This is a genomic window from Variovorax sp. WDL1, assembly GCF_001541225.1.
Classification (GTDB): Bacteria; Pseudomonadota; Gammaproteobacteria; order Burkholderiales; family Burkholderiaceae_C; genus Variovorax.
The window spans coordinates 1-24991 of sequence record NZ_LMTS01000176.1 but is presented as its reverse complement, the minus strand read 5'-3'; the positions used below and the strand labels follow the sequence as shown (position 1 = coordinate 24991).

Below are 24991 nucleotides of genomic sequence, written 5' to 3'. Positions count from 1 at the left end.
GTCATTTGTGGCCGCCGCCACTGGAATAGCCGCCATAGGAGCCGCCCGAACTGCGCGAACCGCTGGAGCCGCTGGTGCAGGTGCTCAGGATGATCAGAAGGATGATGATCACCACGATGATCAGGATGATGGTGCCGCATCCGAGCTTGCCGGCCGCGCTCACCGGCAGCGCGTCGCCGCGCTTGAACATGTCCTTTTTGCCGTCGAGCTTGAAGGCGGCCGCCACCGCGGCGCTGTCGATCTTGCTGCCGGATGACCAGGTCAGCTCCCTGGCCGAACGCTCCATCGATAGCAGGGCGTTCCCGCTGGCGAAGTCACGGTTGAAGGTCTTCTGCCCGCGCTCGACCTGCCAGTAGAACTCGCCCGCCACATAGGTGGTCTCGGCGTTGTAGGCGTACTGCTGCTGGTAGACCTTGCCCAGATAGGTGGCGCGCGAGCCGTTCTCGGCCATCGTGGGTGCGCCGGTGGTGGGCTTGACCAGGCTCCAGCCATCCTCGGCGTCGACCAGGAAGTTGAAGCCGCGCTTCTTGTTGTAGAGCAGGTACTCGTTCCAGCCGAAATGCTCGTCGTCTCCGGGCGCGACGCCCATGCGATGCTGGAAGCCGACCACCTGCCACTGGGTGCCTTGCAGCTGGCCGGTGGTTCCGATGGGGATCAGCGGTTGCACGGGTTCGTGCTGCTCCGTGTGACGCAGCTCGCCACCGATGCCCTGCGTCAGGTCGATGATGCTGTTGCAGGCGCGGCAGGTGACGCTCTTGCTCTCGGCGAAGTTGACCGTGACCGGCGTGCCGCAGTTCGGGCAGTTGAAGCTGCGGCCCTTTTCCTCCTTGGCGGATTCGTCGCGCAGGCCGGTCAGCTGCAGGTCCTCGAGCTGCACCGCGCGGCCAAGGTAGGCGCCCGGCGGCTGGGTGTCGTAATCGAGGCTCAGCACCAGGCCCTGATCGCTGCGCAATTCGACCGCCGCGAAGGGCCGGCCGAGCTCCGGCAGCCGCGGCAGCTCGCCCTGCGCCGAGACCAGCCGGACCTGCTGGTTCGAGGCCACGGTGTAGCTCTGGCTGTTGAAGGCCGTGGTGGCGCCCACGCGCAGCTCGGCCGGATCGGGCGCCTCGCGCTGCAACTCGTGGGGCAGTGAGAAGACGAAGGCGCCGTTGTCCTCGCTCAGGATGCCGGTGCGTTCACCGTCGAACGCGGCGATCCATTCGGTCCAGCGGCCGCCCTCGTAGCTGTACTGCAGCCGGCCGACCAGCGTGAAGGGCTGGTCCTGGATGCGCCCGGCGGCGAACAGCTGCAGCGGGCTGAAGTCGTCGAACAGCTCCGCCATCTTGCCGGTGCGCGCGAGCGTCTCGCCCTGGCGCACGACGGTGCTCTGGCAATAGGGGCAGACGGCGTGGGTGGACTGCGCCGACCGGAATTCGACCGGCGCGCCACAGCCGGGGCAGGGCGCGCGGTAGTAGCGCTGCTGGGAAGAGTCGGTAGCCACGAAAGGCGACGGCAAGGGTCCGCTCGCTGCGAGCTTGTCGAAGACGCTTCGACAGGCTCAGCCGGAACGGAGAGGGCTCAGACCAGCTTCTTCAGCAGCTCCGCCTTCTTGGCGTCGAATTCTTCCTGCGTGAGGATGCCCTTGGTCTTGAGCTCGCCGAGTTTTTCGAGCGTGGTCATCACGTCGGCCGGGTTGATCACCGCAACAGAGGGTTGCTGCTGCGCCGCAGCCGCGGCGGCGTTGGCGTTGGCCGGATTGAGTCCCTGCTGCAGGTTCTGCGCCAGCACCTGGCCCAGCGCCACGCCGGCCCCGAGGCCCATCGCGTCGCCGGCGATGCCGCTGCCCTGGCCGGAGCCTTCGGCGAACTTCGGGATCGCCTGTGCCGTCTGGTACTGCATGAACTTGCCCATGTCGTTGCCGACCATGCCCATGCCGATTTTCTGGTCGAGGATCTTCTGCAGCTCCTCGGGCAGCGAGACGTTCTGGACCGTGATGGCCTCGAGCTGGATGCCGAGCTTGGCGAACTCGGGCACCAGCTGCGCCGCAAGCGCCTGCGCGAACTGGATCTGGTTGGCGGCCAGGTCGAGGAAGGGCACGCCGCTGGAGGCGATGGCGTTGCTGATGTTCTGCAGGACCAGGCCGCGCAGTTGGCCGTCGAGATCGGCCACGGTGTAGACGTCGCGCGTGCCCGAGATCTCGGTGTGGAAGAGCTTGGCGTCGCCGATGCGGAAGCTGTAGTTCCCGAAGGCGCGCAGGCGAACGGCGCCGAAGTCCTTGTCTCGGATCGTGATCGGCTGGGGCGTGCCCCATTTCTGGTCGACCTGCTGGCGGGTGCTGAAGAAATAGACGTCGCTCTTGAACGGGGACTCGAAGAGCTTGTCCCAGTTCTTGAGGTAGGTAAGCACCGGCAGCGTCTGCGTGGTGAGCTTGTACATGCCGGGGCCGAACACGTCGGCCACCTTGCCTTCATTGACGAAGACCGCGACCTGCGACTCCCGCACCGTGAGCGAGGCGCCGTTCTGGATTTCCATTTCCGCCATCGGGAAGCGCCATGCCAGCGTCCCGTCTCCAGTCTCGGTCCACTGGATGATGTCGATGAACTGCTTCTTGATGAAATCCATCAGCGCCATGGTCACTCCTCGTCCGGTTTTTCTGAGCGGGCATATTGCCACAATGGCTTGACGCTCCGGGGTTTTCGGCGGCCTAGGCCGGTGCGGCAATGCCCGTGATTTCCGTTTCGCGAGGTCTACAATCGGCGCCCCCTACAAGAAGCGTTGCACGGAGCCAAGGCACATGTCCGATCTGACCTCCCCGATCCCCACGCCCGAAGACAAGCGCGCTGAACTGCGCCGGGCGGCCCTCGAGTACCACGAGCTTCCTGTTCCGGGCAAGGTCGCGATCGCGGCGACCAAGCAGATGATGAACCAGCGCGACCTGGCGCTGGCCTATTCGCCAGGCGTGGCAGCGCCTTGCGAGGAGATAGTCAAGGACCCGGTCAACGCCTTCAAGTACACGGCGCGCGGCAACCTGGTCGCGGTCATCACCAACGGCACCGCCGTGCTGGGACTGGGCGACATCGGGCCGCTGGCCTCCAAGCCTGTGATGGAAGGCAAGGCCGTGTTGTTCAAGAAGTTCGCGGGCGTCGACGTGTTCGACATCGAGATCGACGAGAAGGACCCCGCCAGGCTGGTGGAAGTCATTGCCGCGCTGGAACCGACCTTCGGTGCCGTCAACCTGGAGGACATCAAGGCGCCGGATTGCTTCTACGTCGAGCGCGAGCTGCGCAAGCGCATGAACATTCCGGTCTTCCACGACGACCAGCATGGCACGGCCATCACCGTGGCGGCCGCCATGCTCAACGGGCTGAAGGTGGTCGGCAAGGACATCGGGCAGGTCAAGCTGGTCACCTCCGGCGCCGGCGCTGCAGCGCTGGCTTGTCTCAACCTGCTCCTGAAAGTCGGCCTGAAGCGCGAGAACGTCTTCGTGACGGACCTGGCCGGCGTGGTCTACGAAGGCCGTACCGAGCTCATGGACGACGATAAGCGCCAATACATGCAGAAGACCTCGGCGCGGTCGCTGGGCGAGGTGATCGAGGGCGCGGACGTGTTCCTCGGCCTTTCCGCCGGCGGGGTCCTCAAGCCCGCCATGGTGGCCAAGATGGCGGCGAGGCCGGTGATCTTTGCGCTGGCCAACCCCAACCCGGAGATCACGCCCGAGGACGCGAAGGCGGTGCGCGACGACGTCGTCATGGCCACCGGCCGCACCGACTACCCGAACCAGGTCAACAACGTCCTGTGCTTCCCCTACATCTTCCGCGGCGCGCTGGACTGCGGCGCGACCACCATCACCGACGAGATGGAGGTGGCGGCCGTGCACGCCATTGCCGAGCTCGCCCAAGCCGAGCAGAGCGAGCGCGTAGCGGCAGCCTATGTGGGAGAGAAGCTGAGCTTCGGCCCTGACTACCTGATTCCCAAGCCCTTCGATCCCCGGCTCATGATGAAGATCGCGCCTGCGGTCGCCAAAGCGGCTGCCGAGAGCGGGGTCGCGCTGCGCCCGATTGCCGATCTCGACGCCTACCGCGACAAGTTGCAGAGCTTCGTGTACGCCTCTGGCACCACCATGAAGCCCATATTCGACGCCGCCAAGCGCGCGCCGAAGAAAAGGGTGGCCTACAGCGAAGGGGAGGAAGAACGCGTGCTGCGCGCGGCCCAGATCGTGGTCGACGAAGGCATTGCCCGGCCCACGCTGATCGGCCGGCCGGCGATCATCGCCCAGCGCATCGAGAAGTTCGGCCTACGCCTCAAGGAAGAGCTCGACTACGACGTGGTCAACACCGACTTCGACCACCGGTACCGCGACTTCTGGCAGACCTATCACCGGATGACCGAACGCAAGGGCATCACGGTGCAGGTCGCCAAGATCGAGATGCGCCGCCGTCTCACGTTGATCGGCGCGATGCTGCTGCACAAAGGCGACGTCGACGGGCTGATCTGCGGCACCTGGGGCACGACCGCGCTGCATCTGCGCTACATCGACCAGGTCATCGGCAAGCGCGTCGGCGGTTGCGCAAGCACCCCCCAGGACGTGCCGATCTACGCCTGCATGAATGGCCTGCTGCTGCCCGACAGGCAGGTGTTCCTGGTCGACACCCACGTCAACTACGACCCGACCCCCGAGGAACTGACCGAGATCACGACCATGGCGGCCGAGGAGATGATGCGCTTCGGCCTCAAGCCGAAGGCCGCACTGCTGTCGCATTCGAACTTCGGGACCAGTGAGCACCCCAGCGCGGTCAAGATGCGTCAGACGCTGGCCTTGCTGCGCGAGCAGGCGCCGTGGCTGGAGGTCGACGGAGAAATGCACGGCGACGTCGCTTTGGACGGCAAGCAACGCGCTCAGGTCATGCCGCACAGCGCGCTGGCGGGCGACGCCAATCTGCTGGTATTCCCGAACATCGATGCGGCCAACATTTCCTACAACCTGCTCAAGACAGCCGCCGGCGGCAACATCGCGATCGGTCCGGTGCTGCTCGGTGCCGCCAAACCTGTGCACATCCTCACCGCCAGTGCCACGGTACGCCGTCTCGTCAATATGACGGCCCTGACAGTGGCAGATGCCAACGCCGACCGCTAAGCCTTTGTGCGACAGCGGTTGCTAACTTCAGAAGCACCAATGAGACCCTGGCGCCTGCTCAAAGATTGAGCAGGCGCTTGCTATTTGTGCGCCCCTAGGGCACACTTGCGGCCTTGAATTTGCGGGTTAACCCGGAGGTTGACCTGCGATTCGGCCCTCGCTCTTTTCCTTCTGGTGCCCCATGGCGGCTTACGCCTCGATCACGTTCCCGGTCTCCAAATTCGCGCTCACCGGCCTCTTGCTGATGGCCCTAGGCGCCGGAGCCCAGGCCCGTGAATGGATCGGCACCCGCGCCGATCGGTCGGCACAGGAAACGGTCGCGCTGGCCGAATTGCCGGTGCAGGGCCAGCGCACTTATGGAGCCATCTTGAAAGGTGGCCCCTTCCGATATGAAAAGGACGGCTCGGTGTTCGGCAATCGCGAACGCCTCTTGCCGCGAGAGCGCCGGGGCCATTACCGAGAGTACACGGTCGAAACACCCGGCTCGCGGGATCGCGGCGCACGGCGCATCGTCTGCGGAGGCGAGCGGACGGCGCCCTCGGTTTGCTGGTACACGGCAGACCATTACGCGAGTTTCAGGCGGATCGTGCCATGAGCGATGAACTGGATTGGAGCGGCGCACCCAGGCGCCCTGAGGTAAAGATGACCACGACAACTATGGAAAGACCAGCGGAGATGACCCCCACCCTTCGGGGCGTGCGACCCAACATCGTGCAATCGATTCGTGCATTTCGCGTGAGCGATCTGCAGGAGGCGGCACACGCGGCCGGGCAGCACTTCCTTTATGCCAATCTGGGCAACGCCCAGTCGAAGCAGGACGTGCTGGACCTGATCGCTCAACAGTTCACCTTTCCGCAGCATTTCGGCAAGAACTTCGATGCGCTGTACGACTGCATGACCGACCCGTTGCATAAATCGGGCCCGCAGCCCGGCTTTGTCATCGTGCTCGAACAGATTCCGGCCAACGCCAAGTTCGACAAGGAAGCGCGCGAGCAGCTGCTCGACATCTTCCGTGACGCCGCGGACTACTGGGGCGATCGGAAGATACCGTTTCGGTGCTTCTATTCTTTTCTGTAGCCCGTTCTGCACCCACCAGCCAAGCAGAACGGGCGAACGAGGCTAACGGCACCGAATCGGTTTCGGGCATCGAACTCCAGAACAACGGCGACCCGGCGGCAGAGAAGATGCCCACCGACAAATTGGTCGACGTGTCGCCCCTGGCGCTGCGCATGAGCAGCCCCTTCAATGCGGGCTACTGGCTCGCCGCAGCATAGTAGGCTCGTACCAAGCGCTCCCCACCCGCGGGGCAGCAGCTGTCACGAACAGGAAAGGCCCGTCTTCGACGGGCTTTTCTATTGGTGTGGAAATGACTGTGCCAGGGCGACGTATTCGGCCACGGGCACCTCTTCGGCGCGCCGCTGGGTTTCGAACGCGCCGGCGAAGCCATGCTGCTCCAGCCATTTGCCCAGGGTGTGACGCAGCAGCTTGCGGCGCTGGCTGAAGGCGACCTGGACGATCTCGCCCAGCCGAGCCGCGTCGACCAACGGCGGCGTGGCCAGGGGCACCATGCGCACCACGGCGCTGTCCACCCGCGGCGGCGGATCGAAGCTCTCGGGTGGGACGAAAAGCACGTTTTCCATCGCATAGCGCCACTGGAGCATCACGCTCAGTCGACCGTAGTCCGAAGAGGCCGGCTGCGCGGTCATGCGGTCGATGACTTCCTTCTGCAGCATGAAGTGCTGGTCGGCTATCAGGTGCGCGAAGCCCAGCAGGTGGAAAAGAATCGGCGTCGAGATGTTGTAGGGCAGGTTGCCCACCACGCGCAGCGCCGCGGCAGGCGGCAACACCAAGCGGGCCGCCAGGGCTGCGAAATCCACCTTAAGGACGTCCGATTCGATCACGTCGAGCTGGCCGTGCGTGCGCAGTCGCTGCGCCAGGTCTCGGTCCAGCTCGATCACGGTCAGCCGGCCGAGGCGCTCGACCAGCGGCTGGGTCAGCGCCGCGAGGCCCGGGCCGATCTCGACCATCGCATCACCGGGTCGCGGCGCGATCTCACGCACGATCGCATCGATGATGCCGGCGTCGGACAGGAAGTGCTGTCCGAAGCGCTTGCGCGCAATGTGCTTCACCGATAGCCGCCGCTGCGCTTTGTCATCTCGCTTGCCCTACTGCGCTTTCACGCCCCCGGAAGGGAAAGAAGCCTGGCGGGTGAGCGTCATTGTTGCGGCGCCTCGCGGTACTCGACGTAAGCGCGCGTGCGCAGTTCCTGCGCCCAGGTTTCGTAGGCTTCCTCTAGCTTCTTCTCGCGCAAGACGCCACGAGCGGCTTCGCGCTGCTCGGCCTGGCTCAGCTTGGCGTCGCGGCGCGCGACCACCTGGATCAGGTGCACGCCGAAACGGGACACGACCGGATCGCTGACCTGCCCCGGCGCCAAACGGTTCATCGCCTCCTCGAACTCGGGCACGAACTGTCCGGGGCGCGACCAGCCCAGGTCGCCGCCTTCCTTGGCGCTGGCGTCCTGCGAGTTGTCGCGGGCCAGGCCGGCGAAATCGGCACCCTTCTGAATGCGCTCCTTGAACTCCGCCAGCTGCGCCACCGCCTGGGCAGTGGTGCGCTTCGGATCGTTGCGCAGCAGGATGTGGCGCACCTGGGTCTGCGTGACGACCGCGTCGGCCGAGCCCGGCTGGCTCTTGGCCAGCACCTTGAGCACGTGGAAGCCTGCGCCGGAGCGGATCGGCCCGGCGATGCCTTCGACAGCGGTCGACTGCGTCGCCTCGACGAACAGGCTGGGATAGCGGTCGGCGCTGCGCATGCCCAGCACACCGCCATTGGCACGATCGGGCGAATCGGAGAATTCCTGGGCGAGCTTGGCGAAGTCCTCGCCCGCGCGCGCGCGCTGTGCGACGCCCTGGGCACGCTGCTGCAGCTGGGCGACCTGCGCCTCGGTGGCGTTCTCGGGCACGGCCACCAGCACCTGGGCGATGTTGATGTTCGACGGCACCGCGGCATTGCCGCCGTTGCGCTGCTCGCGCAGGAACTGGTCGACCTCGACGTCGCTGATCTTCACCTTGGCCTCGATCTCGCGGTCGCGCAGGCGCGTCAGCAGGAGCTGGTCACGCAGGTCGTTGCGGAAGGTCTGAGGCGAGATGCCTTCGGTCGCAATGCGGCTGCGCAGCTCGGTCAGGCTCATCTGGTTCTGCCGCGCGACGGTCTGCTCGGCCTGGTCGATGGCGAGTTCGTCGACCTTGATACCGGCCTCCTTGGCGGCTTGCAGCTGGGTGCGCTCGGCGATCAGCCGCTCCAGCACCAGGCGCGTGAGCTCCGCCCTCGGCACGCGCTGCGCCTCGGCATTCTCCTTGAGGAGGCGCTCGACGCGCGACTGCACGTCCGTGTTGGTGATGGGTTCGGAATTGACGAGCGCCACGATGTACTCGGCCGAGCGCTGCGTTGTCGGCGCCGCCGGGGCTGGGGCCGCGCGCGGGGCGGCAGGGGCCGGCGCAAGGCGCGGGCCGCCGCGCATGATGTCCGTGATGCCGACGCCGGGGCGCGAGCCCCCCTGTCCTTGCGCACCGGCCGCCGCGGCCAGCGTTGCGAGGCACGCCAGGGTGAGGATGGAGCGGATGTGATTCATGGCGAGGAGGGGCTCAGTCGTAGTTGGTGAAGCGGCTGGGGGCAGGGAAGGGTTGCCGCAGGGGCTGGTAGCGCTGGATGTTCTGGGTCAGGGTACGCATGGGACTTGCTCCGATGGCGGCGAAGCCGACGAACTCGAGCTGGAACATGATGCGCGTATTGGCCGTGGCCTGGCCAGTGGTGAGACGTTCCAGGACCACGCGCCCGATCCAGCAGCAGCCGTCGTACTCGACGCCGAGCACACCGTCGGTGAGCTTGCGGTCCTGCAAGCTGTAGTTGAGCCGGCCCACGGCATACCAGCGCCCGCCGCCCTGGCCTCGGCCTGGCCCAAGGTCCTTGCCCTTGTCGCCCCACAGGTCGTTGAGCGGCCACTGCCAACTCACGTCCAGCGACTTGTTGCCGTCGTTGACAGTGGGGGTCGAGTTCGCTTGATAGCGGTAGGCCGCCGAGATATTGCGATAGGGGCCGGGGTTGTAGCGCGCGCTCAGGGCCGTGCGGGTCGACTTGCGGTCGTCGGGGTTGTACTGCACGGTGCCGTCCACGCTCCACCGTGGCGTCCAGTTGATCTGGGCGCCGAACAGCAGATCGCTGACGCGGTCGGTGACGGCCGTGGTGCCCGGCAGCGTCACGCGCTGGTCCTTGAAGCGCAGCCGCTGCGCGACACCGAAACGCGCCGCCTCGGCGCCGCTCTCGGGATCGATCAGCCGCGAGGTCACGCCGACCGTGAGCGTGTTGCTGTCGGAGATGCGATCGTTGCCGGAGAAGGCGTTCTCGGTGTAGATGGTCGCAAAGTTGAAGTCGTTGGCGGCCGAGTCGTAGTTCGGCAGCAGGCTCTGGTCGCGGTAGGGCGTGTAGACGTAGAAGGCGCGCGGCTCCAGCGTCTGGCGGAAGGCGCGGCCGAAGAAACTGGCGTCGCGCTCGAAGATCATGCCGCTGTCGAGGCTGAAGGTGGGCACCGTGCGGCTGGCCGAGTTCGCGCCATTGGAAAGCGGCGCTTCGAACTGGTAGCTGGTCGTGTGCAGCTGGACCTTGGGAATGACGTAAGTGCCGGGCGTGAGGAAGGGCCGGCTCAGCGCGGCCTGCGCGTACACCCGTTCGCCGTTGGGCTGCCTCTGCTGCACCGGGTCGCCCCGGAAGCGCGTGTAGTCGGTATTGAGCGAGAAGTCGAAGCCGTTCCAGTCGTACTTGTAGTAGTTCGCGGTGATCTGCGGCAGGCGGTCGTAGGGCGGAATGATCGGCGACAGGTCGTATTGCAGCGTCTGGTATTTCAGCGTGCGCACAATGCCATTCCAGTCGCCCTTGGTCCAGTTGAGCGAGGCATCGTTCGACAGCAGGCGCGTCGTGAGCGAGGGCGTGCGCGTGAAGTCGCGCCAGTAGTCGTCGTCGCTCACGCGATTGAACCTGATCGAGGCGCTCAACGCGTCCAGCCCCAGCGGCTTGGGGTCGAAGGCCTGCGAATGGTTCGTCCAGATGCCCCAGCGCTTGCGGTTGCGCAGGCTGTCCGTGGGCATGTAGTCGACCCGGACGTCGCCGCTGTAGTCCCTCTCGAGGTAACGGAACTCGCTGCCGAGGTTGACGCCGCGCTTGCCCATGATCTCGGGGTAGAAGGTCGCGTCGCGGTTGGGCGCGATGTTCCAGTAGTAGGGCACGGTGATGTCCACGCCGTTCACGCTGCTGACGCCGACGGTCGGCGGCAGGAAGCCGCTCTTGCGGTCGTTGCTGAGCGGAAAGCTCAGCGACGGGAAGGGCGGCGTCGTGATGCCCATGAAGCTCATCCGCGCGTCGGTGGCCACACCGATGTTCTCCTCGGTGTCGGTCGTCAAGGTTGCGGCGCTCAGGACCCAGGCCGGCATCCAGCCCGGATAGTCCTCGCGCCGGCACGTGGTGTAGGTGCCCTGGCGGGCGACCGACACGTTGCTGTCGACGAAGTCGATCCGCTCGGCATCGCCCTCGCCGCCCGAGGCGAGGAAGCGGTAGTGCACCTTGTTGAAGAAGCCTTCGAACGTCTCGAGCTTGAGCTCGAGATGAGGACCCTCGTAGACATTGCCGGCCTGGTTCACGCGCACATTGCCGCTGGCCTTGGCGAGGTCCTCGGGCTGGTAGTACTCGAGCCGGTCGGCATGGATCACCGTGTCGCCCCGGCGCAGCGAGGCATTGCCTTCGACCACGGTTTCGAGATCGGTCCGGCCTGACATGCGGTCGCCGTCGACGAAGGTGGGCAGCTCGCCGCGCTGGGTCTTCGGAATCGTCTCCAGCAGTTGCGGCGTGCGCTTCAGCGTGATCGGCGCGTCCAGGCCGGCGTCCTGTGCCGAGGCGGCCTGGGCTTGCAGCAGCGCCAGCGTCAACAAGGCCAGCGGCAGAGGCGGTCGGCACCGGCGCCAGTCAGCTCGGGTCAGGTCAGGCATCGGTACGGAAAGGAATCTTCGGGGGATAGTGCGCCGGGGAGCCCGGGGTCGCGGGAGTCCGCGCCGGGTGGATTTGTAGAATCGATTATCCATGACAGCTTCCCTGCCCCCGGACAGCGGCGCCGCGACGCCATCTCCAACGATCAGCTGGAGCGATCCGGAACGCGCCCAGGCCTTCGCGCAATGGCTGGCCGCGGTCGGACCGCGGCATCGGCTGCTGCCGGCGACCGTGCGCCCAGCCTCGGCCGATGCGAGCTTCCGGCGCTACTTCCGCATCGACACGGAAGACGCGGCCGCCACCCGCATCGTGATGGACGCGCCCCCCGCGCTGGAGAACAGCGCCCCCTTCGTGCAGGTCGCCCAATTGATGCGCGACGCCGGCCTGACCGCGCCGCGGGTGCTCGAGTGGGACGAGCCCCAGGGCTTCCTGCTGCTCGACGACCTCGGCCGCCGTACCATGCTCGAGGTGATCGACCCGGCCGATCCCGAGGCGGCGCGCCCCCTCTATGCCCAGGCGGTCGATGCCCTGATCCGGTGGCAGCTGGCGTCCAGGCCGCAGGTGCTGCCGACCTACGACCGGGCGCTGCTCGAGCGTGAGCTGGCGCTGTTCCCCGACTGGTACGTAACCCGCCATCGAGGCCTGGCGTTGGAAGGCGCGCTGCACGACCGGCTGCAACGCAGCTTCCAGCTGATCGTGGAGAACAACCTGGCGGCGCCGCGCGTGTACGTGCACCGCGACTTCATGCCGCGCAACCTGATGATCACCGGCGGCCCGGAACTCGGCGTGCTGGACTTCCAGGACGCGGTGCACGGCCCCATCACCTACGACATCGCGAGCCTGATGCGGGACGCCTTCCTGAGCTGGGAAGAGGATTTCGTGCTCGACGTCACCGTGCGCTACTGGGAGAAGGCACGCAAGGCCGGCCTGCCGGTCGACGAGGACTTCGGCGCCTTCTACCGCGCGGTCGAATGGATGGGCCTGCAGCGCCACCTGAAGGTCGCGGGCATCTTCGCGCGGCTGACGCTGCGCGACGGCAAGCCCCGGTACCTCGCGGACACGCCGCGCTTCATCGCCTACATCCGTGCGACCGCAGGCCGCTATCGCGAGCTGACCCCGCTCCTGCGCGCCATCGACGAGATCGAAGGTACCCAGCCGACCAGCGGCTTCGCGTACGGGCGGATGTGAAGCCGCGCTTCCACTGCACCACGGCCATCGCCGCGCACGGCCCGATGGCGCTTCCGTCCGGTGCGGCACGCCATGTCCAGGTGCTGCGGATGCAGCCTGGCGATGCGCTCACGCTGTTCGACGGCAGCGGCGGCGAGTACGCGGCCACGGTCGAGCGCATGGGGCGCAGCGAAGTGACGGTGCAGGTCGGCGCGCACGCACTGATCGAACGCGAGGCGCCGCGCGCCGTGCACCTGGCGATCGGCATGCCGGCCAACGAGCGTATGGACTGGCTGGTCGAGAAGGCGACCGAACTCGGCGTCGCCAGCATCCAGCCGCTGATGACCGCGCACGGCGTGCTGCGCCTGGCTGGCGAGCGCGCGGACAAGAAGCGCGCACACTGGCAGGCGATCGCCATCGCGGCCTGCGAGCAATGCGGACGCAACCGGGTGCCGCTGATCCACCCGGTGCGCGCGCTGGCCGGCTGGATCGAATCGCCGCCGATCGACGATGCCGAGCGTTTCGTGCTCAGCCTGGCCGACGGCGCGCGCAGCCTGCGCGACATCCGTGAGGGCGTCCCGGGCGCCGGCCTGCGCGGCGCCTGCGTGCTCAGCGGCCCCGAGGGCGGGCTGAACGCAGCCGAGGAGCGCGATGCGACGGTGCGCGGCTTCGCACCGCTCACGCTCGGCCCGCGCGTGCTGCGCGCCGAGACCGCGGCGCTGGCGGCGCTTGCGTTGCTGGCCAACCGTTGATCGGAACCTGCGCCCTCTTTCTCCACCTCGCCCCTCTCCCACACATGCCGTCGCTCTTTCCTGCGCCATTCCGCCTTGCGTCTCTCCTGCTCGCCGCCCTGTGCACCACGGGCGCGGCCCAGGCCCAAGGCACGGCCGTCGCGCCGACGCCTCTCCAGGTGAAGCCGGCGGTCGACCAGGCCTACACGCAACTGCTGGCCGCGCCGGCCGTCAAGCAACTGCTCGACGCGGTGAAGGACGATCACGAGCGCTCGATCGAAGACCTCCGGATGCTCACCGAGATCGAGGCACCGCCCTTCAAGGAGCACAAGCGCGCGGAGGCCTTCCTCTCGCGCATGAAGGCGCTCGGCCTCAGCGATGCGCGCATCGACGCGGAGGGCAACGTGGTGGGCCTGCGCAAGGGCACGGGCAACGGCCCCAAGCTGCTGATATCGGCCCATCTGGACACGGTCTTTCCCGCCGGCACCGATGTCAAGGTGAAGGAGCGCGACGGCAAGCTCTACGCGCCCGGCATCTCGGACGACACGCGAGGCCTCGCGGTGCTGCTGTCGTGGCTCAAGGTGCTCAACGACAACAAGGTCCAGACGGTGGGCGACCTGCTCTTCGTCGGCAACGTGGGCGAAGAAGAGCTGGGCAATCTTCGCGGCATGAAGGCCATCTTCCGCGAGCACCTCGACATCGATGGCATGGTGGGCGTCGAGCCCGCGCCCGAAGGAACGGTGCTGGTGCTGGGCACCGCGAGCCATCGCTACGAGGTGAGCTTCAAGGGGCCTGGCGGCCATAGCTACGCGGCCTTCGGCCAGGTGCCCAGCGCGATCCATGGCATGGGCCGCGCGATCGCCAAGATCGCCGAGATCAAGACGCCCAGCTTCCCCAAGACCACCTTTACCGTTGGCACCGTCGGGGGCGGCACCTCGGTCAACACCATTGCGCCGGATGCACGCATGGCGGTGGACATCCGCTCCGATGAGATGGGAGCACTGCTCGAGACCGAGAAGAGGGTGCTGGCAGCGATCGACGAAGCAGTGGCGGAAGAGAACAGGCGCTGGAACGTCAGCACGCTGAGCGTCAGCAACAAGCTGATCGGCGACCGCCCGGGCGGTCGCACGCCCTCGGACTCGGTCATCGTCGAAGCGGCGGTGCGCGCCAACAGCGCCTTCGGCCACAAGACCCTGCTGACGGGCGCCAGCACCGATGCCAACGTACCGATGTCGCTCGGCATCCCGGCCATCGTCATCGGCGGCGGCGGCAGGACCGGCGGCTTCCATGCACTGTCCGAATGGATCGACGTGACAGACGGCTGGAAAGGCGCGCAGAATGCCCTCGCGACCGTGCTCGGCCTGGTCGGCGTGCAGGGCGTCAGCGAACCGCTCCTGCCCAGGCGACCGCCGCGCCCGAAGCCATAGTCGACGCTCTCTCCCCCTCACGTATTCACTATCCACTCACTTCAGGAGTCCATCATGGGATTGCTCGATTCGGTACTCGGACAAGTGCTCGGCGGAGCGCAGCCGCAGCAACCCCAGGGCGAAGGCTTGGGCGGCCTCGATGCCCTCGGCGGCGGCCTTGCGGGCGCGCTCGGCGGGCTGCTGGCCAACAACGGCGAGGTAGGCGGACTCGGCGGGCTCGTCTCCAGGTTCGAACAGGCCGGCATGGGCGACATGATCGGCTCGTGGATCGGCAAGGGCGAGAACCAGCCGGTCTCGGGCGGACAACTGCAGGACGCTCTGGGCAGCGACGTCATCGCCAGCCTCGCGCAGAAGCTCGGCCTCAACGCTGCCACGCTGCTGCCGATGCTCGCCACGTTGCTGCCCATGCTGGTCGACCGCCTCACGCCCGACGGCCAGGCGCCGGCAGAGGGCCTGGGCAACCAGGACGAGCTGCTGTCTTCGCTCAGCGGCCTGCTGCAGAAGGGCTGATATCACCTTCTCGATGAATCGCAATCTCTGGCTGCTCGCCGCCTGTCAGGGCCTGTTCCTGACGAACAACGTCGCCTTCATCGCGATCAACGGGCTGGTCGGCCTGGCATTGGCGCCGCGCGGTTGGATGGCCACGCTGCCGGTCATGGGCTATGTGATCGGCGGCGCGCTCGCCACCGGCGTGGTGGCGCGCACCCAGCAGCGCTTCGGGCGGCGCCGCTCCTTCCAGATCGGACTGGCGGTGGCCCTGGGCTCGGCGCTGCTGTGCGCGCAGGCCGCGCTCTGGAAGGACTTCTGGCTCCTGTGCGCGACCACCGTGGTCGCCGGCTACTACAACGCGAACGCCAGTCTCTATCGCTTCGCCGCCGCAGAACTTGCAGCGCCGGCTTGGCGCGAGAAGGCGGTGTCGCTGGTGATGGCGGGCGGGTTGATCGGTGCCGTGGCGGGCCCCAACCTCGCGGCCGTCACGCGCAACTGGTTCCCGGTGCCCTTCGCGGGCGTGTATCTCGCACTGGCCGGCGTGGCGCTGCTCGCGATGGCCCTGATGCACTTCATCGACTTTCCCGCCCCGCCCGCGAGAAGCGCGGCCGCGAGCGGCCGCCCGCTCGGCGAGATCGTGCGCCAGCCGGTGTTCATCGTTGCCGCCCTGGCGGGCGCGCTCAGCTTCGGCGTGATGAACCTGCTGATGGCCGCCACGCCGATCGCGATGCAGGTCTGCAGTCTGCCCTTCGAAGACGTGGCGCTGGTGCTCGAATGGCATGTGATCGGCATGTTCGCTCCGGGCTTCTTCACAGGCCACCTGATCCGCCGCTTCGGCGCGCTGCCGGTGATGGGCGTGGGCCTGCTGCTGAACCTGGCCTGCATCGTGGTCGCGCTGTCGGGCGTGGAGCTGCACCAGTTCCTCGCCGCGCTCTTCCTGCTGGGCGTGGGCTGGAACTTCCTCTTCACGGGCAGCACGACCCTGTCGCTTTCGGCGTATACGGCCGACGAGAAGGATCGCGCGCAAGGCGCGCTCAACTTCTGCGTATTCGCGACGCTGGCGCTGAGCTCTTTCGCCTCCGGCGTGCTGGTCACGACGCAAGGCTGGCGGCTGCTGAATCTCGGCTCGCTGCTGCCGGTGCTGCTGACAGGTGCCGCGCTGCTGTGGCTGGCGCACAGGCAACGCGCAGCAGCAGCAGCGGCTTAGGCCGGCGGGAAGCGGACATCGAGCCAGCGCACGAGCGCTTCGAAGACGGGCGCGGCGTCCAGCTCGTTGAAGATCTCGTGATAGAGCTTCGCAAAGCAGGTGGCGCTGAGCACCGCGGGCGGCGCCGCATCCGCGAAGCGGCGGCTGCCCGCCGGGTTCACCAGCCGATCGTCGCCGGCGTAGACCAGCAATGTAGGAACCGTCCAGCGCGGCGCCGCGGCCTGAACGACGGCACCCTCATCGGCCAGGAAGCGCGCCAGCCGCGCGCCGACACGGTCGTGGCACAGCGGGTCCGCGCGGTAGGCTTGCACCACGGCGGGATCGTGCGAGAGGTAGCGGTCGTCGAGGCCGTTGCCCATGCGCAGCGTGGGCGCGACGCGGGACAGCAAGGCGACCAGGAATTTCTGGAATGCGCTGAGCCCGGGGTCCAGCCCCGGCGACGAGAGCACCAGCGCATCGATCTTGCGCACCCCACGCGCCACGAAGCTCGCCGTGACCAGCCCACCGAGGCTGTGGCCCAGCAGGACCAGCGGCAGCCCGGGATGGACTCCCCGCGTGTCGTCGACCACCAGCGCGAGGTCATCGACCAGTCGCATGACGCTGGGCAGGCCGCCGCGCACGCCGCTGGATGCGCCGTGGCCGTAGTGATCGGCGGCGCGCACCACGAAGCCTTCGTGGTTGAGACGGGCCGCGACGTGGCGATAGCGGCCCGCATGCTCGCCGATGCCGTGCACCAGCAGGACGACGGCCCTGGCCTCACGGCCGGACGCCAGCGGCCATTCGTGCAGTGCCAGCGTCTCGCCGTCCGGCGTGCGCAACGCCGCTTCGGCCGCAGGCGCCGGCCCGGGCTTCAAGCCGCGGCAGCCTGGGCGACCGGCAGCGCGGCAATCACCTCGGCCACGGCGGCGGTCAGCTTCTTGGCATAGGGCACGTGCAGGAACTCGTTGGGCCCGTGCGCATTGCTCTTGGGACCGAGCACGCCGCAGACCATCATCTGCGCTTTCGGGAAGCCGACGCTGAGCATGTTCATCAGCGGAATGGTGCCGCCTTGGCCGATGTAGCCGCAGCTCGCGCCGAAGTGCGCCTGCGACGCGGCATGGAGCGCGCGCTCGAACCAGGGCGCGGTCGAAGGCGCGTTCCATCCCGTCGCGCCGCCGTTGCTCTCGAAGGTGACCTTGGCCTGGTAGGGCGCGTTGTCTTCCAGCAGGGTCTTGAGTTCCTGCACGGCCCGCGCGGCATCGACCAGCGGCGGCAGGCGCAGCGACAGCTTGAAGGCGGTGTAGGGGCGCAGCACGTTGCCCGCGTCCTTCAATGCCGGGAAGCCTTCGGCACCGGTGACCGAAAGCGTGGGCTTCCAGGTGCGATTGATCAGCGCTTCCACCGGATCGCTGGTGGTCGGCAGCGCGAACGCGGTCGCTCCGCCGCAGTCGTAGTGGGCCCAGGGGAAGCGCTTGTAGACCTCGTCGCCCAGGATGGCGGCGGTGGCCTTGGCCTGCTCGAGGCGATCGGCCGGCAGCTCGCAGTGGAAGCTCTGGGGCAGCAGGCGACCCGTCTTGCTGTCCTCGAGGCGGTCCAGCACCTGGCGCATGATGCGGAAGCTCGAGGGCACGAGGCCCGAGGCGTCACCGGAGTGCACCCCTTCGGTCAGCACCTCGACCTTCAGCGTACCGCTCGCCATGCCGCGCAGCGAGGTGGTGAGCCACAGCTGGTCGTAGTTGCCGGCGCCCGAGTCGAGGCAGATCACGAGGCCCACTTCGCCGAGGCGCGGCCGCAGTGCGTCGATGTAGGGCAGCAGGTCGTAGGAGCCGGACTCCTCGCAGGTCTCGATCAGGCCGACCACGCGCGGATGCGCCGCGCCTTGCGCCTTCAGCGCCTGCAAAGCGGCGACGCTTGCGTACACCGCATAGCCGTCATCGGCGCCGCCGCGGCCGTAAAGCAGCCCGTCCTCATACTTGGGCGTCCATGGGCCGAGGTCGCTGCGCCAGCCGGTGAACTCGGGCTGCTTGTCGAGGTGGCCGTACATCAGCACGGTCTCCTTCATGCCGGTTCCGGTGGCAGGCACCTCGAAGAAGAGCACCGGCGTGCGCCCTTCGAGCCGCACGATCTCCAGCTTGAGGCCCTCGACGTTCTGCGCCTCGACCCACTGGGCTGCGTTGCGCAGCACGGTGTCGAGGTAGCCGTTCTGCACCCAGTCCTTGTCGAAGCCGGGCGACTTGGCCGGGATGGCGATGTAGTCGGTGAGCTGGTGGACGATGTCCTGGTCCCACTTCGTCGAGACGTCGGACAGGGCGCGCTCGGCGTCGAGCAGGCCCGAAGGCATTTCGCGGTGCAGGGGGGCGTTCATGGGGTTCTCCGCGTGTGGGAACTGGCAAAAGGGGCCTCGCGAATTATGGGCGCATGCCGCGCGCGCCGCAGCCCTTTGGGCTAATCTCTGCCGGCTTCGCAGTGGCATCCCGATCGGAGGCAGATTTGAGCAGCAGCACGAACAAGCGCATTCGCGTCGGCGTCGGCGGTTGGACCTACGAACCCTGGCGCAACAACTTCTATCCCGAGGGCCTGCCGCACAGCAAGGAGCTGCACTACGCCAGCCGGCAGCTCACAGCCATCGAGGTCAACGGCACCTACTACAGCAGCTTCAAGCCGCCGACTTTCAAGAAATGGCATGACGAGACGCCGGAGGACTTCGTGTTCTCGCTGAAGGCCTCACGCTTTGCGACCAACCGCAAGCAGCTGTCGGGTGCAGGAGATTCGGTCTCGCGATTCGTCGAGAGCGGGATCACGGAGCTGGGCGACAAGCTGGGGCCGATCGTCTGGCAGTTCATGCCGACCAAGGCCTTCGATCCAGAGGACTTCGAGGCTTTCCTCGCGCTGCTGCCGAAGAAGGAGGGCAGCCGCGCGCTGCGCCACGTGATGGACGTTCGGCACCCGAGCTTCATGACGCCGGCGTACCTGGCGCTGGCGCGTAGATACCAGGCGGCGACGGTGTTCACCGACTCGGACAAGTTCCCGTCCTTTGCCGATCTGACGAGCGACTTCGTCTATGCGCGGCTGATGATGAGCGACGCCCAGCACAAGACGGGCTATGCGCCCAAGGCGCTCGATGCCTGGGCCGAGGCGGCGAGGACCTGGGCTGGCGGCGGCCTGCCGGAGGCGCTGCCCTGCGTCGAGGAGCGCGCGAAGAACGCGAGAAGCACGAAGGGCACCCGCGACGTCTTCGTCTACTTCATCAACGGCGCAAAAGAAAAGGCACCGGCGGCTGCCGGTGCCTTGATCCAACGCCTGAGCTGAATGGCGTGCGCGGCGTCAGGCTGCGGCCTGGAGTGCCGGCTTGCTGCCACTGCTGCTGCCGGTAGCGGCACCGAAGCTGATCTCGCCCGAGAGCTGGCCGCCTTCCTCGACGACGATCTTGCCGTAGCGGATCTTGCCGGTGACCTTGCCGGTGGAATGGATGACGAGCTTTTCGCGGACCGTCAGGTTGCCGTCGAAGAGGCCGCGGATTTCTGCGATGTCGATCTCGGCCGAGCCCTTGAAGGCGCCCTGCTCGGCGATCTGCATCACGCGAGAGTCCATGGTGGCCTCGACCAGGCCTTCGACCACCAAGGTGTCGCAGTCCGTGATCTCGACGCCCTTGAGCTTGATGTTCGGGCCGACGGTGAGCTTGCTGCCGCCTTCCTTTGCTACCGCGCTGGTCGCCGACTGCGCCGACAGGTTGGCCGGCGTCACGGGCGCACCCGACAGGTTGGTGCCGGAGCCCACCAGCGGCGCGGGACGGGAGACGAGGGGTTCGGGTTCGCGATCACGCTTGCCGAAGAAGGGGGACTGTGTGGCCAATGGGAAGCTCCTCAAAAGGGCTCATCGTAAGAACGCGCTCCGAAGTCTCTGCACTTCATTGCGCAAGAAGCGTAACTGAATACGTCTCGAATGGCCATCCCTGGGAACTTTCGTCTGCGTTGGTACGCGTCGACAATGGTCGGACCCTGACTTCACGCGATCGAACGATGCTGCCGACCCACTCAACCGCGATCCCGGACACCGAGCCGCTCGAGGGCGACGCGCGTTTCGGCAAGCCGGCGCACGGCTGGCGGCGCACGCTCTTCTCGGTGATCTTCGAATCCGAATCGCGGGCAGGCCGCATCTTCGACCTCGTGTTGATCGCGGTGATCCTGACGAGCGTGACGGTGGTGATCCTCGACAGCGTTGGGGCGGTCAGGGAGCGCGCGGGGCATGTGTTCGGCGTGCTCGAATGGGTCTTTACAGCGCTCTTTGCGATGGAGTACCTCGGGCGGCTCGCCTGCGTGCAGAAGCCCTTGCGCTACGCCACGAGCTTCTACGGCGTGATCGACCTGCTGGCGGTTCTGCCCACCTTCCTGGTCGCGCTCGCGCCGGAGTTCGCCTACCTGATCGATGTGCGCATCCTGCGGCTCCTGCGCGTGTTCCGGATCTTCAAACTCTCGCGCTACTCCGCCGAATACCGCGCGCTGGTGAGCGCGGTGGCGGCCAGTCGCCGCAAGATCACCGTCTTCGTCGGCTTCGTGATCCTGGTGGTGCTGGTGATGGGCACGCTGATGTACGTGGTCGAAGGTCCTGCGCATGGCTTCACCAGCATTCCTGTCGCGGTGTACTGGGCGATCTCGACCATGGCGACGGTAGGCTTCGGGGACCTGGTGCCGAAGACCGATCTCGGCCGCGCCATTGCCTCCGTGATGATGTTGATCGGCTGGGGCGTGCTCGCCGTCCCGACGGGCATCGTGACGGCCGAGATGGCGCGCCGCGGACCGGAGGAAGGGCCGGTGCCGGTCGCGCCGCGCGGCGTGTTCTCGCTGGCGGTGCCCGAGACCGCGGCTCCGCGGCGGCGGCTCACGCCGGCTGCCAGGCGGCGCGCCCTTGCGCAGCATCGTCGATCGCAGCGATGAAGCCGGCCGCGGCGGACTCGGGCAAGCTCAGGGAGAAATGCACCAGGCTTTCGTGGCGCACCTCGCGCAGCGCGGCGCCGGCGGTCGCCATCTCGCGCCGCACGACGCCCTCGAACGCATAGGGCACGGCGCATTGCAGGTGACGCTGCTTCACCAGCGGTACCAGCGTCGCATCGGCCAGGGCCTGCGCAATGCTGTCGGTGTAGGCGCGCACCAGTCCACCGGCACCGAGCTTGACCCCGCCGAAGTAGCGCACGACGCTGGCGAGCACGCCTTGCAGGTCATGGTGCCGCAGCACTTCCAGCATGGGACGGCCAGCCGTGCCGCCGGGCTCGCCATCGTCGTTGGCGGCCGATTGCCCGCCGGCCATCAGGGCCCAGCACACATGGGCAGCGCCGGGATGCGCGATGCGCAGTGCTTCGACGACAGCCTGAGCGGCCGCGCGATCGGCCACCGGCTGCACGCAGCCGATGAAGCGGCTCTTCCTGATCAGGAGCTCGCTGTGCGACGGCGCGGCGAGGGTGAAGGGCATCTGTTCCCGGCGCGGGCGCGAGGATTCAGCGCTCGCGCTCGAACTTGAAGACCGCGGTGGCGGCGCGCGCGTTCGGCAGCAGGCGCACCTCTTCGCCCCCCTGCAGGCCGAAGGCATCGAGCATGCGCAAGTGGTTCTTGCGCGCGAGCACCTCGAAGTCCTTGAACGTGCCGACCCGGATGTTGGGCGTGTCGTACCACTGGTAGGGCAGGCGCCGCGTCACCGGCATGCGGCCCCGCATGATGCTGATCCGGTTCGGCCAGTGCGCGAAGTTGGGAAAGGCGACGATGCCGATGCGGCCTACGCGCGCGGTCTCGCGCAGCATCACCTCGGCGTTGCGAAGATGCTGCAACGTGTCGATCTGCAGCACGACGTCGAAGGAAGCGTCGTCGAACATCGCAAGTCCTTCGTCGAGGTTGAGCTGGATGACGTCGACGCCACGGCGGATGCATTGAAGCACGTTGCCGTCAGCGATCTCGATGCCATAGCCCGTGCAACCGCGCTCGCGCTGCAGCAGGTCGAGCAGGGCGCCGTCTCCGCAGCCGAGATCGAGCACGCGGGAGCCTTCGGGCACGAGCCGTGCGATGACGCGCTGGCTGTCCATGTCACTCATGAGGCAACCCCCGCCCTGCGGGCTGCAGTGCCGAGGCCATCGGAGCGGCCGTGTTGCTCATGCCGGGAGGTCCCCCTTGGCAATGCGTTCGAAGTACGCTCGCACGACGCTCATGTAGCGCACGTCGTCGAGCAGGAAGGCGTCGTGCCCGTGCGGGGCATCGATTTCCGCGTAGCTCACGCTGCGGCGGTTGTCGAGCAGGGCCTTCACGATTTCGCGGCTGCGTGCGGGCGCGAAGCGCCAGTCGGTCGTGAAGCTCACGAGCAGGAAGCGGGCGGTGGCCGCCGCCAGCGCGGCACGCAGGTCGCCGCCATGTGCGCGGGCGGGATCGAAGTAATCGAGCGCACGCGTGATGAGCAGGTAGGTGTTGGCGTCGAAGTACTCGCTGAACTTGTCGCCGTTGTAGCGCAGATAGCTTTCGATCTGGAACTCGACCTCCTGGGTCGAGTAGAGGAAGTCCGTCCCGGCCACCTCGCCCTCGACGGCACTGCGCAGCGCGCGGCCGAACTTCTCGTTCATCAGGTCGTCGCTCTGGTAGGTGATGTGGCCGATCATGCGGGCGATGCGCAGGCCACGCTTGGGAATCACGCCGTGCTCGTAGAAATGGCCACCGTTGAAATCAGGGTCGGTCACGATGGCGCGGCGCGCGACCTCGTTGAAGGCGATGTTCTGCGCCGTCAGGCTGGGCGCACTGGCGATCACGACTGCATGGCGCACGCGCTCGGGGAACTGCAGTGTCCACGACAACGCCTGCATGCCGCCCAGGCTGCCGCCCATCACCGCGGCCAGCGTGTCGATGCCGAGCGCGTCGAGCAGGCCGGCCTGGGCACGCACCCAGTCCTCGACCGTCACCACGGGGAAATCGGCGCCGTAGATGCGCCCCGTCGCGGGATTCACATGCATCGGGCCGGTGGAGCCGAAGCAGGAGCCGAGGTTGTTCACGCCGATCACGAAGAAGCGATCGGTGTCGACCGGCTTGCCCGGGCCGATCATGTTGTCCCACCATCCCTCGGACCTGTCCTGGCCCGCATACACGCCCGCGACGTGGTGCGAGGCGTTCAGCGCATGGCACACCAGCACCGCATTGCTGCGTTGTGCGTTGAGGGTGCCGTAGGTTTCATACGCCAGGCTGTAGTCGGCGATGCTCGCTCCGCTGCTGAGCGGCAGCGGGCCCGGGAAGGACATGGATTGCGAAGAGACGACCAACGACATGAAAAGGAAAACCCGGCCTCGCCAAAAACGAGCCGGGTCGGGCATCCGTCTTTAGCAGCATTTGTTAAGCGCCCGCAAGCTGGAGCAAATCGGCGCGTCCGGCGAGTATATGCCGCTCAACCCCAGCCGATCAACGCGCCCGCGCCGAGCAGCAGGAACAGCACCGCGGAGACGCCATGCACCAGCTTGATGGGCACGCGCTTCACGATGCGCTCGCCCAGCCAGACCACGGGCGCGTTGGCCAGCATCATGCCCAGGGTGGTGCCCAGCACGACCCAGGCATAGGCGTCGACATAGCGCGCAGCAAGCATGACGGTGGCGATCTGCGTCTTGTCGCCCATCTCTGCAAGAAAGAAGGCGACCAGGGTGGTGCCGAAGACGCCGAAGCGCGATGCCTTCGGCAGTTCGTCGTCATCGAGCTTGTCGGGAATCAGCATCCACAGCGCCATCGCGATGAAGGAGCCTCCCAGGATCCAGCGCAGGAGGTCGGGCCCCAGGGTGTGAGTGACCCAGTTGCCCACGGCGCCCGCGAGCGCGTGGTTGACGACCGTGGCGGCAAAGATGCCCAGCACGATCGGCCATGGCCGGCGAAAGCGGGCGGCGAGCACGAGGGAGAGCAACTGGGTCTTGTCGCCCATCTCGGCGAGCGCGACCACACCGGTCGCGACGAGAAAAGCTTCCATGAGAAAGGGTTTCCTTGGGCCGAAGGACGCAATTGACCGTGCAGCACCTTCGGCCACATCCGAAACTGCACGGTCAAAGGTCTCGCCAGGTTGAACACTGTGTGCGCCATGTCCGGCACGGGCCGGGCAAGTCTGTTGACGCACACCCTTCTCGCGATGGAAGGCGGCTACTCCCCAATGACCGGGCGATTTTAGCCATGCGCAACACGTTCTTTGTGAGCGTGCGCAAACTTCCCTTTTATTTATCGCGGCGGTGGCGCTGCGGGCAAATTCCTACTTGCACGCGAACCATTTCACCCATAATGCACGAGCCTCTCACTTAAGTTCTAGGGGGAGCGGCGATTCGGTGATCGGTCAGTTTCGCGCGGCCCAGCGGCTTTTTCGTGGGTGGTGCTCCCGGGACTCCATCGCTTTTTCTTTGTGTTTATTAGGAGTCCCTTCATGGGCAACAAACTGTACGTCGGCAACCTGCCCTATTCGGCACGCGACGGTGATCTGGAGCACGCCTTCAGCCAGTTCGGCACGGTGACCAGCGCCAAGGTCATGATGGAGCGCGACTCCAGCCCGCCTCGTTCCAAGGGTTTCGGCTTCGTTGAAATGGGCAGCGACGCGGAAGCGCAAGCCGCCATCAAGGGCATGAACGGCCAGGACATGGGCGGCCGCAGCGTCGTGGTCAACGAGGCGCGTCCCATGGAAGCGCGTCCGCCGCGCAGCGGCGGCTACGGTGGTGGTGGCGGCGGCTATGGCGGCGGCGGGGGTGGTGGCGGCTACGGTGGTGGCGGCGGTGGCCGCAGCGGCGGTGGCGGCTATGGTGGTGGCGGCGGCGGTCGCAGTGGCGGCGGCTACGGTGGTGGCGGCGGTGGTGGCGATG

General features: G+C 67.0%; 23 protein-coding genes and 1 riboswitch. Of the genes, 11 read left to right on the top strand and 12 right to left on the bottom strand.

Features of this window, described 5'->3' with window-relative positions; genetic code table 11:
- Position 1: 1 nt before the first annotated feature.
- Together APY03_RS24875 and APY03_RS24870 are read right to left on the bottom strand one after the other, a co-directional pair.
- The gene (locus APY03_RS24875; protein ID WP_068681126.1) at positions 2-1480 is read right to left on the bottom strand and encodes a DUF4178 domain-containing protein; all 1479 of its coding nucleotides are present in this window, start codon (positions 1478-1480) and stop codon (positions 2-4) included.
- A 77-nt stretch (positions 1481-1557) separates the two neighbouring features.
- Complete coding sequence (locus APY03_RS24870) at positions 1558-2610, bottom strand: SPFH domain-containing protein (protein WP_068681110.1); 1053 nt, start codon at positions 2608-2610, stop codon at positions 1558-1560.
- A 163-nt stretch (positions 2611-2773) separates the two neighbouring features.
- On the opposite strand from APY03_RS24870, the gene APY03_RS24865 reads away from it, so the two are divergent.
- From APY03_RS24865 to APY03_RS24855, 3 genes are all read left to right on the top strand, one after another.
- Positions 2774-5113 (top strand): NADP-dependent malic enzyme, encoded by a 2340-nt coding sequence (locus tag APY03_RS24865; protein WP_068681108.1) that lies wholly within the window; start codon positions 2774-2776, stop codon positions 5111-5113.
- Positions 5114-5294: 181 nt separating this feature from the next.
- Complete coding sequence (locus APY03_RS24860) at positions 5295-5708, top strand: ribonuclease domain-containing protein (protein WP_068681106.1); 414 nt, start codon at positions 5295-5297, stop codon at positions 5706-5708.
- 47 nt (positions 5709-5755) lie between these two features.
- Positions 5756-6190: a barstar family protein gene (locus tag APY03_RS24855; RefSeq protein WP_162577690.1), complete on the top strand. Its 435-nt coding sequence runs from the start codon at positions 5756-5758 to the stop codon at positions 6188-6190.
- Positions 6191-6465: 275 nt separating this feature from the next.
- Here the strand turns inward: APY03_RS24855 and rsmA are convergent, their stop codons facing one another.
- From rsmA to APY03_RS24840, 3 genes are all read right to left on the bottom strand, one after another.
- Positions 6466-7242, bottom strand: a complete 777-nt coding sequence (gene rsmA / locus APY03_RS24850; protein WP_068681101.1) for a 16S rRNA (adenine(1518)-N(6)/adenine(1519)-N(6))-dimethyltransferase RsmA — start codon at positions 7240-7242, stop codon at positions 6466-6468.
- 86 nt (positions 7243-7328) lie between these two features.
- Positions 7329-8744 carry a peptidylprolyl isomerase gene (locus tag APY03_RS24845; RefSeq protein WP_068681099.1) on the bottom strand — a complete coding sequence of 472 codons (1416 nt, stop codon included), beginning with the start codon at positions 8742-8744 and terminating at the stop codon, positions 7329-7331.
- A 13-nt stretch (positions 8745-8757) separates the two neighbouring features.
- On the bottom strand, positions 8758-11148 hold the full coding sequence (locus tag APY03_RS24840; RefSeq protein ID WP_068681097.1) for an LPS-assembly protein LptD: 2391 nt from the start codon (positions 11146-11148) through the stop codon (positions 8758-8760).
- Positions 11149-11239: 91 nt separating this feature from the next.
- Between APY03_RS24840 and APY03_RS44410 the strand changes: the two genes are divergently transcribed.
- The 5 genes from APY03_RS44410 to APY03_RS24815 are packed head-to-tail and all read left to right on the top strand — an operon-like array spanning position 11240 to position 16167.
- Positions 11240-12334: an aminoglycoside phosphotransferase family protein gene (locus APY03_RS44410; protein ID WP_068681095.1), complete on the top strand. Its 1095-nt coding sequence runs from the start codon at positions 11240-11242 to the stop codon at positions 12332-12334.
- Positions 12331-13065, top strand: coding sequence for a 16S rRNA (uracil(1498)-N(3))-methyltransferase (locus APY03_RS24830; protein WP_269475635.1), 735 nt, complete (start codon positions 12331-12333; stop codon positions 13063-13065). The genes APY03_RS44410 and APY03_RS24830 overlap by 4 nt, the downstream gene beginning before the upstream one ends.
- A 44-nt stretch (positions 13066-13109) precedes the next feature.
- Positions 13110-14471, top strand: a complete 1362-nt coding sequence (locus APY03_RS24825; RefSeq protein WP_068681093.1) for a M20/M25/M40 family metallo-hydrolase — start codon at positions 13110-13112, stop codon at positions 14469-14471.
- Between the two features lie 54 nt (positions 14472-14525).
- Positions 14526-14981 carry a YidB family protein gene (locus APY03_RS24820; RefSeq protein ID WP_068681091.1) on the top strand — a complete coding sequence of 152 codons (456 nt, stop codon included), beginning with the start codon at positions 14526-14528 and terminating at the stop codon, positions 14979-14981.
- Between the two features lie 13 nt (positions 14982-14994).
- Complete coding sequence (locus APY03_RS24815; protein WP_068681089.1) at positions 14995-16167, top strand: MFS transporter; 1173 nt, start codon at positions 14995-14997, stop codon at positions 16165-16167.
- Here APY03_RS24815 and APY03_RS24810 read toward each other — a convergent pair.
- Positions 16164-17021: an alpha/beta hydrolase gene (locus APY03_RS24810; protein ID WP_068681087.1), complete on the bottom strand. Its 858-nt coding sequence runs from the start codon at positions 17019-17021 to the stop codon at positions 16164-16166. The genes APY03_RS24815 and APY03_RS24810 overlap by 4 nt on opposite strands.
- Complete coding sequence (locus APY03_RS24805) at positions 17018-18511, bottom strand: M20 family metallopeptidase (protein WP_068681085.1); 1494 nt, start codon at positions 18509-18511, stop codon at positions 17018-17020. The genes APY03_RS24810 and APY03_RS24805 overlap by 4 nt, the downstream gene beginning before the upstream one ends.
- 53 nt (positions 18512-18564) lie before the next feature.
- On the opposite strand from APY03_RS24805, the gene APY03_RS24800 reads away from it, so the two are divergent.
- A complete protein-coding gene (locus APY03_RS24800) occupies positions 18565-19455 on the top strand; it encodes a DUF72 domain-containing protein (RefSeq protein WP_174262777.1) in 891 nt (296 codons plus the stop codon).
- Between the two features lie 15 nt (positions 19456-19470).
- Here the strand turns inward: APY03_RS24800 and APY03_RS24795 are convergent, their stop codons facing one another.
- Entirely contained in the window at positions 19471-19998 is a 528-nt protein-coding gene (locus tag APY03_RS24795) for a bactofilin family protein (protein ID WP_068681083.1), read from the bottom strand.
- A gap of 167 nt (positions 19999-20165) precedes the next feature.
- On the opposite strand from APY03_RS24795, the gene APY03_RS24790 reads away from it, so the two are divergent.
- Entirely contained in the window at positions 20166-21080 is a 915-nt protein-coding gene (locus APY03_RS24790) for an ion transporter (protein ID WP_068681081.1), read from the top strand.
- On the opposite strand, the gene APY03_RS24785 is transcribed toward APY03_RS24790, so the two are convergent.
- The 4 genes from APY03_RS24785 to APY03_RS24770 form a co-directional block, all read right to left on the bottom strand.
- A complete protein-coding gene (locus tag APY03_RS24785; RefSeq protein WP_068681079.1) occupies positions 21025-21612 on the bottom strand; it encodes an IMPACT family protein in 588 nt (195 codons plus the stop codon). The genes APY03_RS24790 and APY03_RS24785 overlap by 56 nt on opposite strands.
- Before the next feature lie 25 nt (positions 21613-21637).
- The gene (gene metW, locus APY03_RS24780) at positions 21638-22225 is read right to left on the bottom strand and encodes a methionine biosynthesis protein MetW (RefSeq protein ID WP_068681077.1); all 588 of its coding nucleotides are present in this window, start codon (positions 22223-22225) and stop codon (positions 21638-21640) included.
- Between the two features lie 57 nt (positions 22226-22282).
- Positions 22283-23437, bottom strand: coding sequence for a homoserine O-succinyltransferase MetX (gene metX, locus APY03_RS24775; protein WP_068681075.1), 1155 nt, complete (start codon positions 23435-23437; stop codon positions 22283-22285).
- A gap of 116 nt (positions 23438-23553) precedes the next feature.
- On the bottom strand, positions 23554-24120 hold the full coding sequence (locus APY03_RS24770) for a TMEM165/GDT1 family protein (RefSeq protein ID WP_068681073.1): 567 nt from the start codon (positions 24118-24120) through the stop codon (positions 23554-23556).
- A gap of 6 nt (positions 24121-24126) precedes the next feature.
- Positions 24127-24308, bottom strand: a riboswitch (yybP-ykoY riboswitch).
- 253 nt (positions 24309-24561) lie between these two features.
- Here APY03_RS24770 and APY03_RS24765 point away from each other — a divergent pair.
- On the top strand, positions 24562-24991 hold a 430-nt coding region (locus tag APY03_RS24765; RefSeq protein ID WP_068681070.1), incomplete at its 3' end, for an RNA recognition motif domain-containing protein.

Bases quoted from the DNA above. Each gene is read 5' to 3' on its own strand.
- APY03_RS24785 (WP_068681079.1), bottom strand. From the start codon at position 21,612: ATGCCCTTCACCCTCGCCGCGCCGTCGCACAGCGAGCTCCTGATCAGG.
- APY03_RS44410 (WP_068681095.1), top strand. From the start codon at position 11,240: ATGACAGCTTCCCTGCCCCCGGACAGCGGCGCCGCGACGCCATCTCCA.
- APY03_RS24845 (WP_068681099.1), bottom strand. From the start codon at position 8,744: ATGAATCACATCCGCTCCATCCTCACCCTGGCGTGCCTCGCAACGCTG.
- APY03_RS24825 (WP_068681093.1), top strand. From the start codon at position 13,110: ATGCCGTCGCTCTTTCCTGCGCCATTCCGCCTTGCGTCTCTCCTGCTC.
- APY03_RS24865 (WP_068681108.1), top strand. From the start codon at position 2,774: ATGTCCGATCTGACCTCCCCGATCCCCACGCCCGAAGACAAGCGCGCT.
- APY03_RS24820 (WP_068681091.1), top strand. From the start codon at position 14,526: ATGGGATTGCTCGATTCGGTACTCGGACAAGTGCTCGGCGGAGCGCAG.
- metX (WP_068681075.1), bottom strand. From the start codon at position 23,437: ATGTCGTTGGTCGTCTCTTCGCAATCCATGTCCTTCCCGGGCCCGCTG.
- APY03_RS24805 (WP_068681085.1), bottom strand. From the start codon at position 18,511: ATGAACGCCCCCCTGCACCGCGAAATGCCTTCGGGCCTGCTCGACGCC.
- APY03_RS24870 (WP_068681110.1), bottom strand. From the start codon at position 2,610: ATGGCGCTGATGGATTTCATCAAGAAGCAGTTCATCGACATCATCCAG.
- APY03_RS24770 (WP_068681073.1), bottom strand. From the start codon at position 24,120: ATGGAAGCTTTTCTCGTCGCGACCGGTGTGGTCGCGCTCGCCGAGATG.
- APY03_RS24815 (WP_068681089.1), top strand. From the start codon at position 14,995: ATGAATCGCAATCTCTGGCTGCTCGCCGCCTGTCAGGGCCTGTTCCTG.
- APY03_RS24855 (WP_162577690.1), top strand. From the start codon at position 5,756: ATGACCACGACAACTATGGAAAGACCAGCGGAGATGACCCCCACCCTT.
- APY03_RS24840 (WP_068681097.1), bottom strand. From the start codon at position 11,148: ATGCCTGACCTGACCCGAGCTGACTGGCGCCGGTGCCGACCGCCTCTG.
- APY03_RS24790 (WP_068681081.1), top strand. From the start codon at position 20,166: ATGCTGCCGACCCACTCAACCGCGATCCCGGACACCGAGCCGCTCGAG.
- metW (WP_068681077.1), bottom strand. From the start codon at position 22,225: ATGAGTGACATGGACAGCCAGCGCGTCATCGCACGGCTCGTGCCCGAA.
- APY03_RS24800 (WP_174262777.1), top strand. From the start codon at position 18,565: ATGCCGCGCGCGCCGCAGCCCTTTGGGCTAATCTCTGCCGGCTTCGCA.
- APY03_RS24860 (WP_068681106.1), top strand. From the start codon at position 5,295: ATGGCGGCTTACGCCTCGATCACGTTCCCGGTCTCCAAATTCGCGCTC.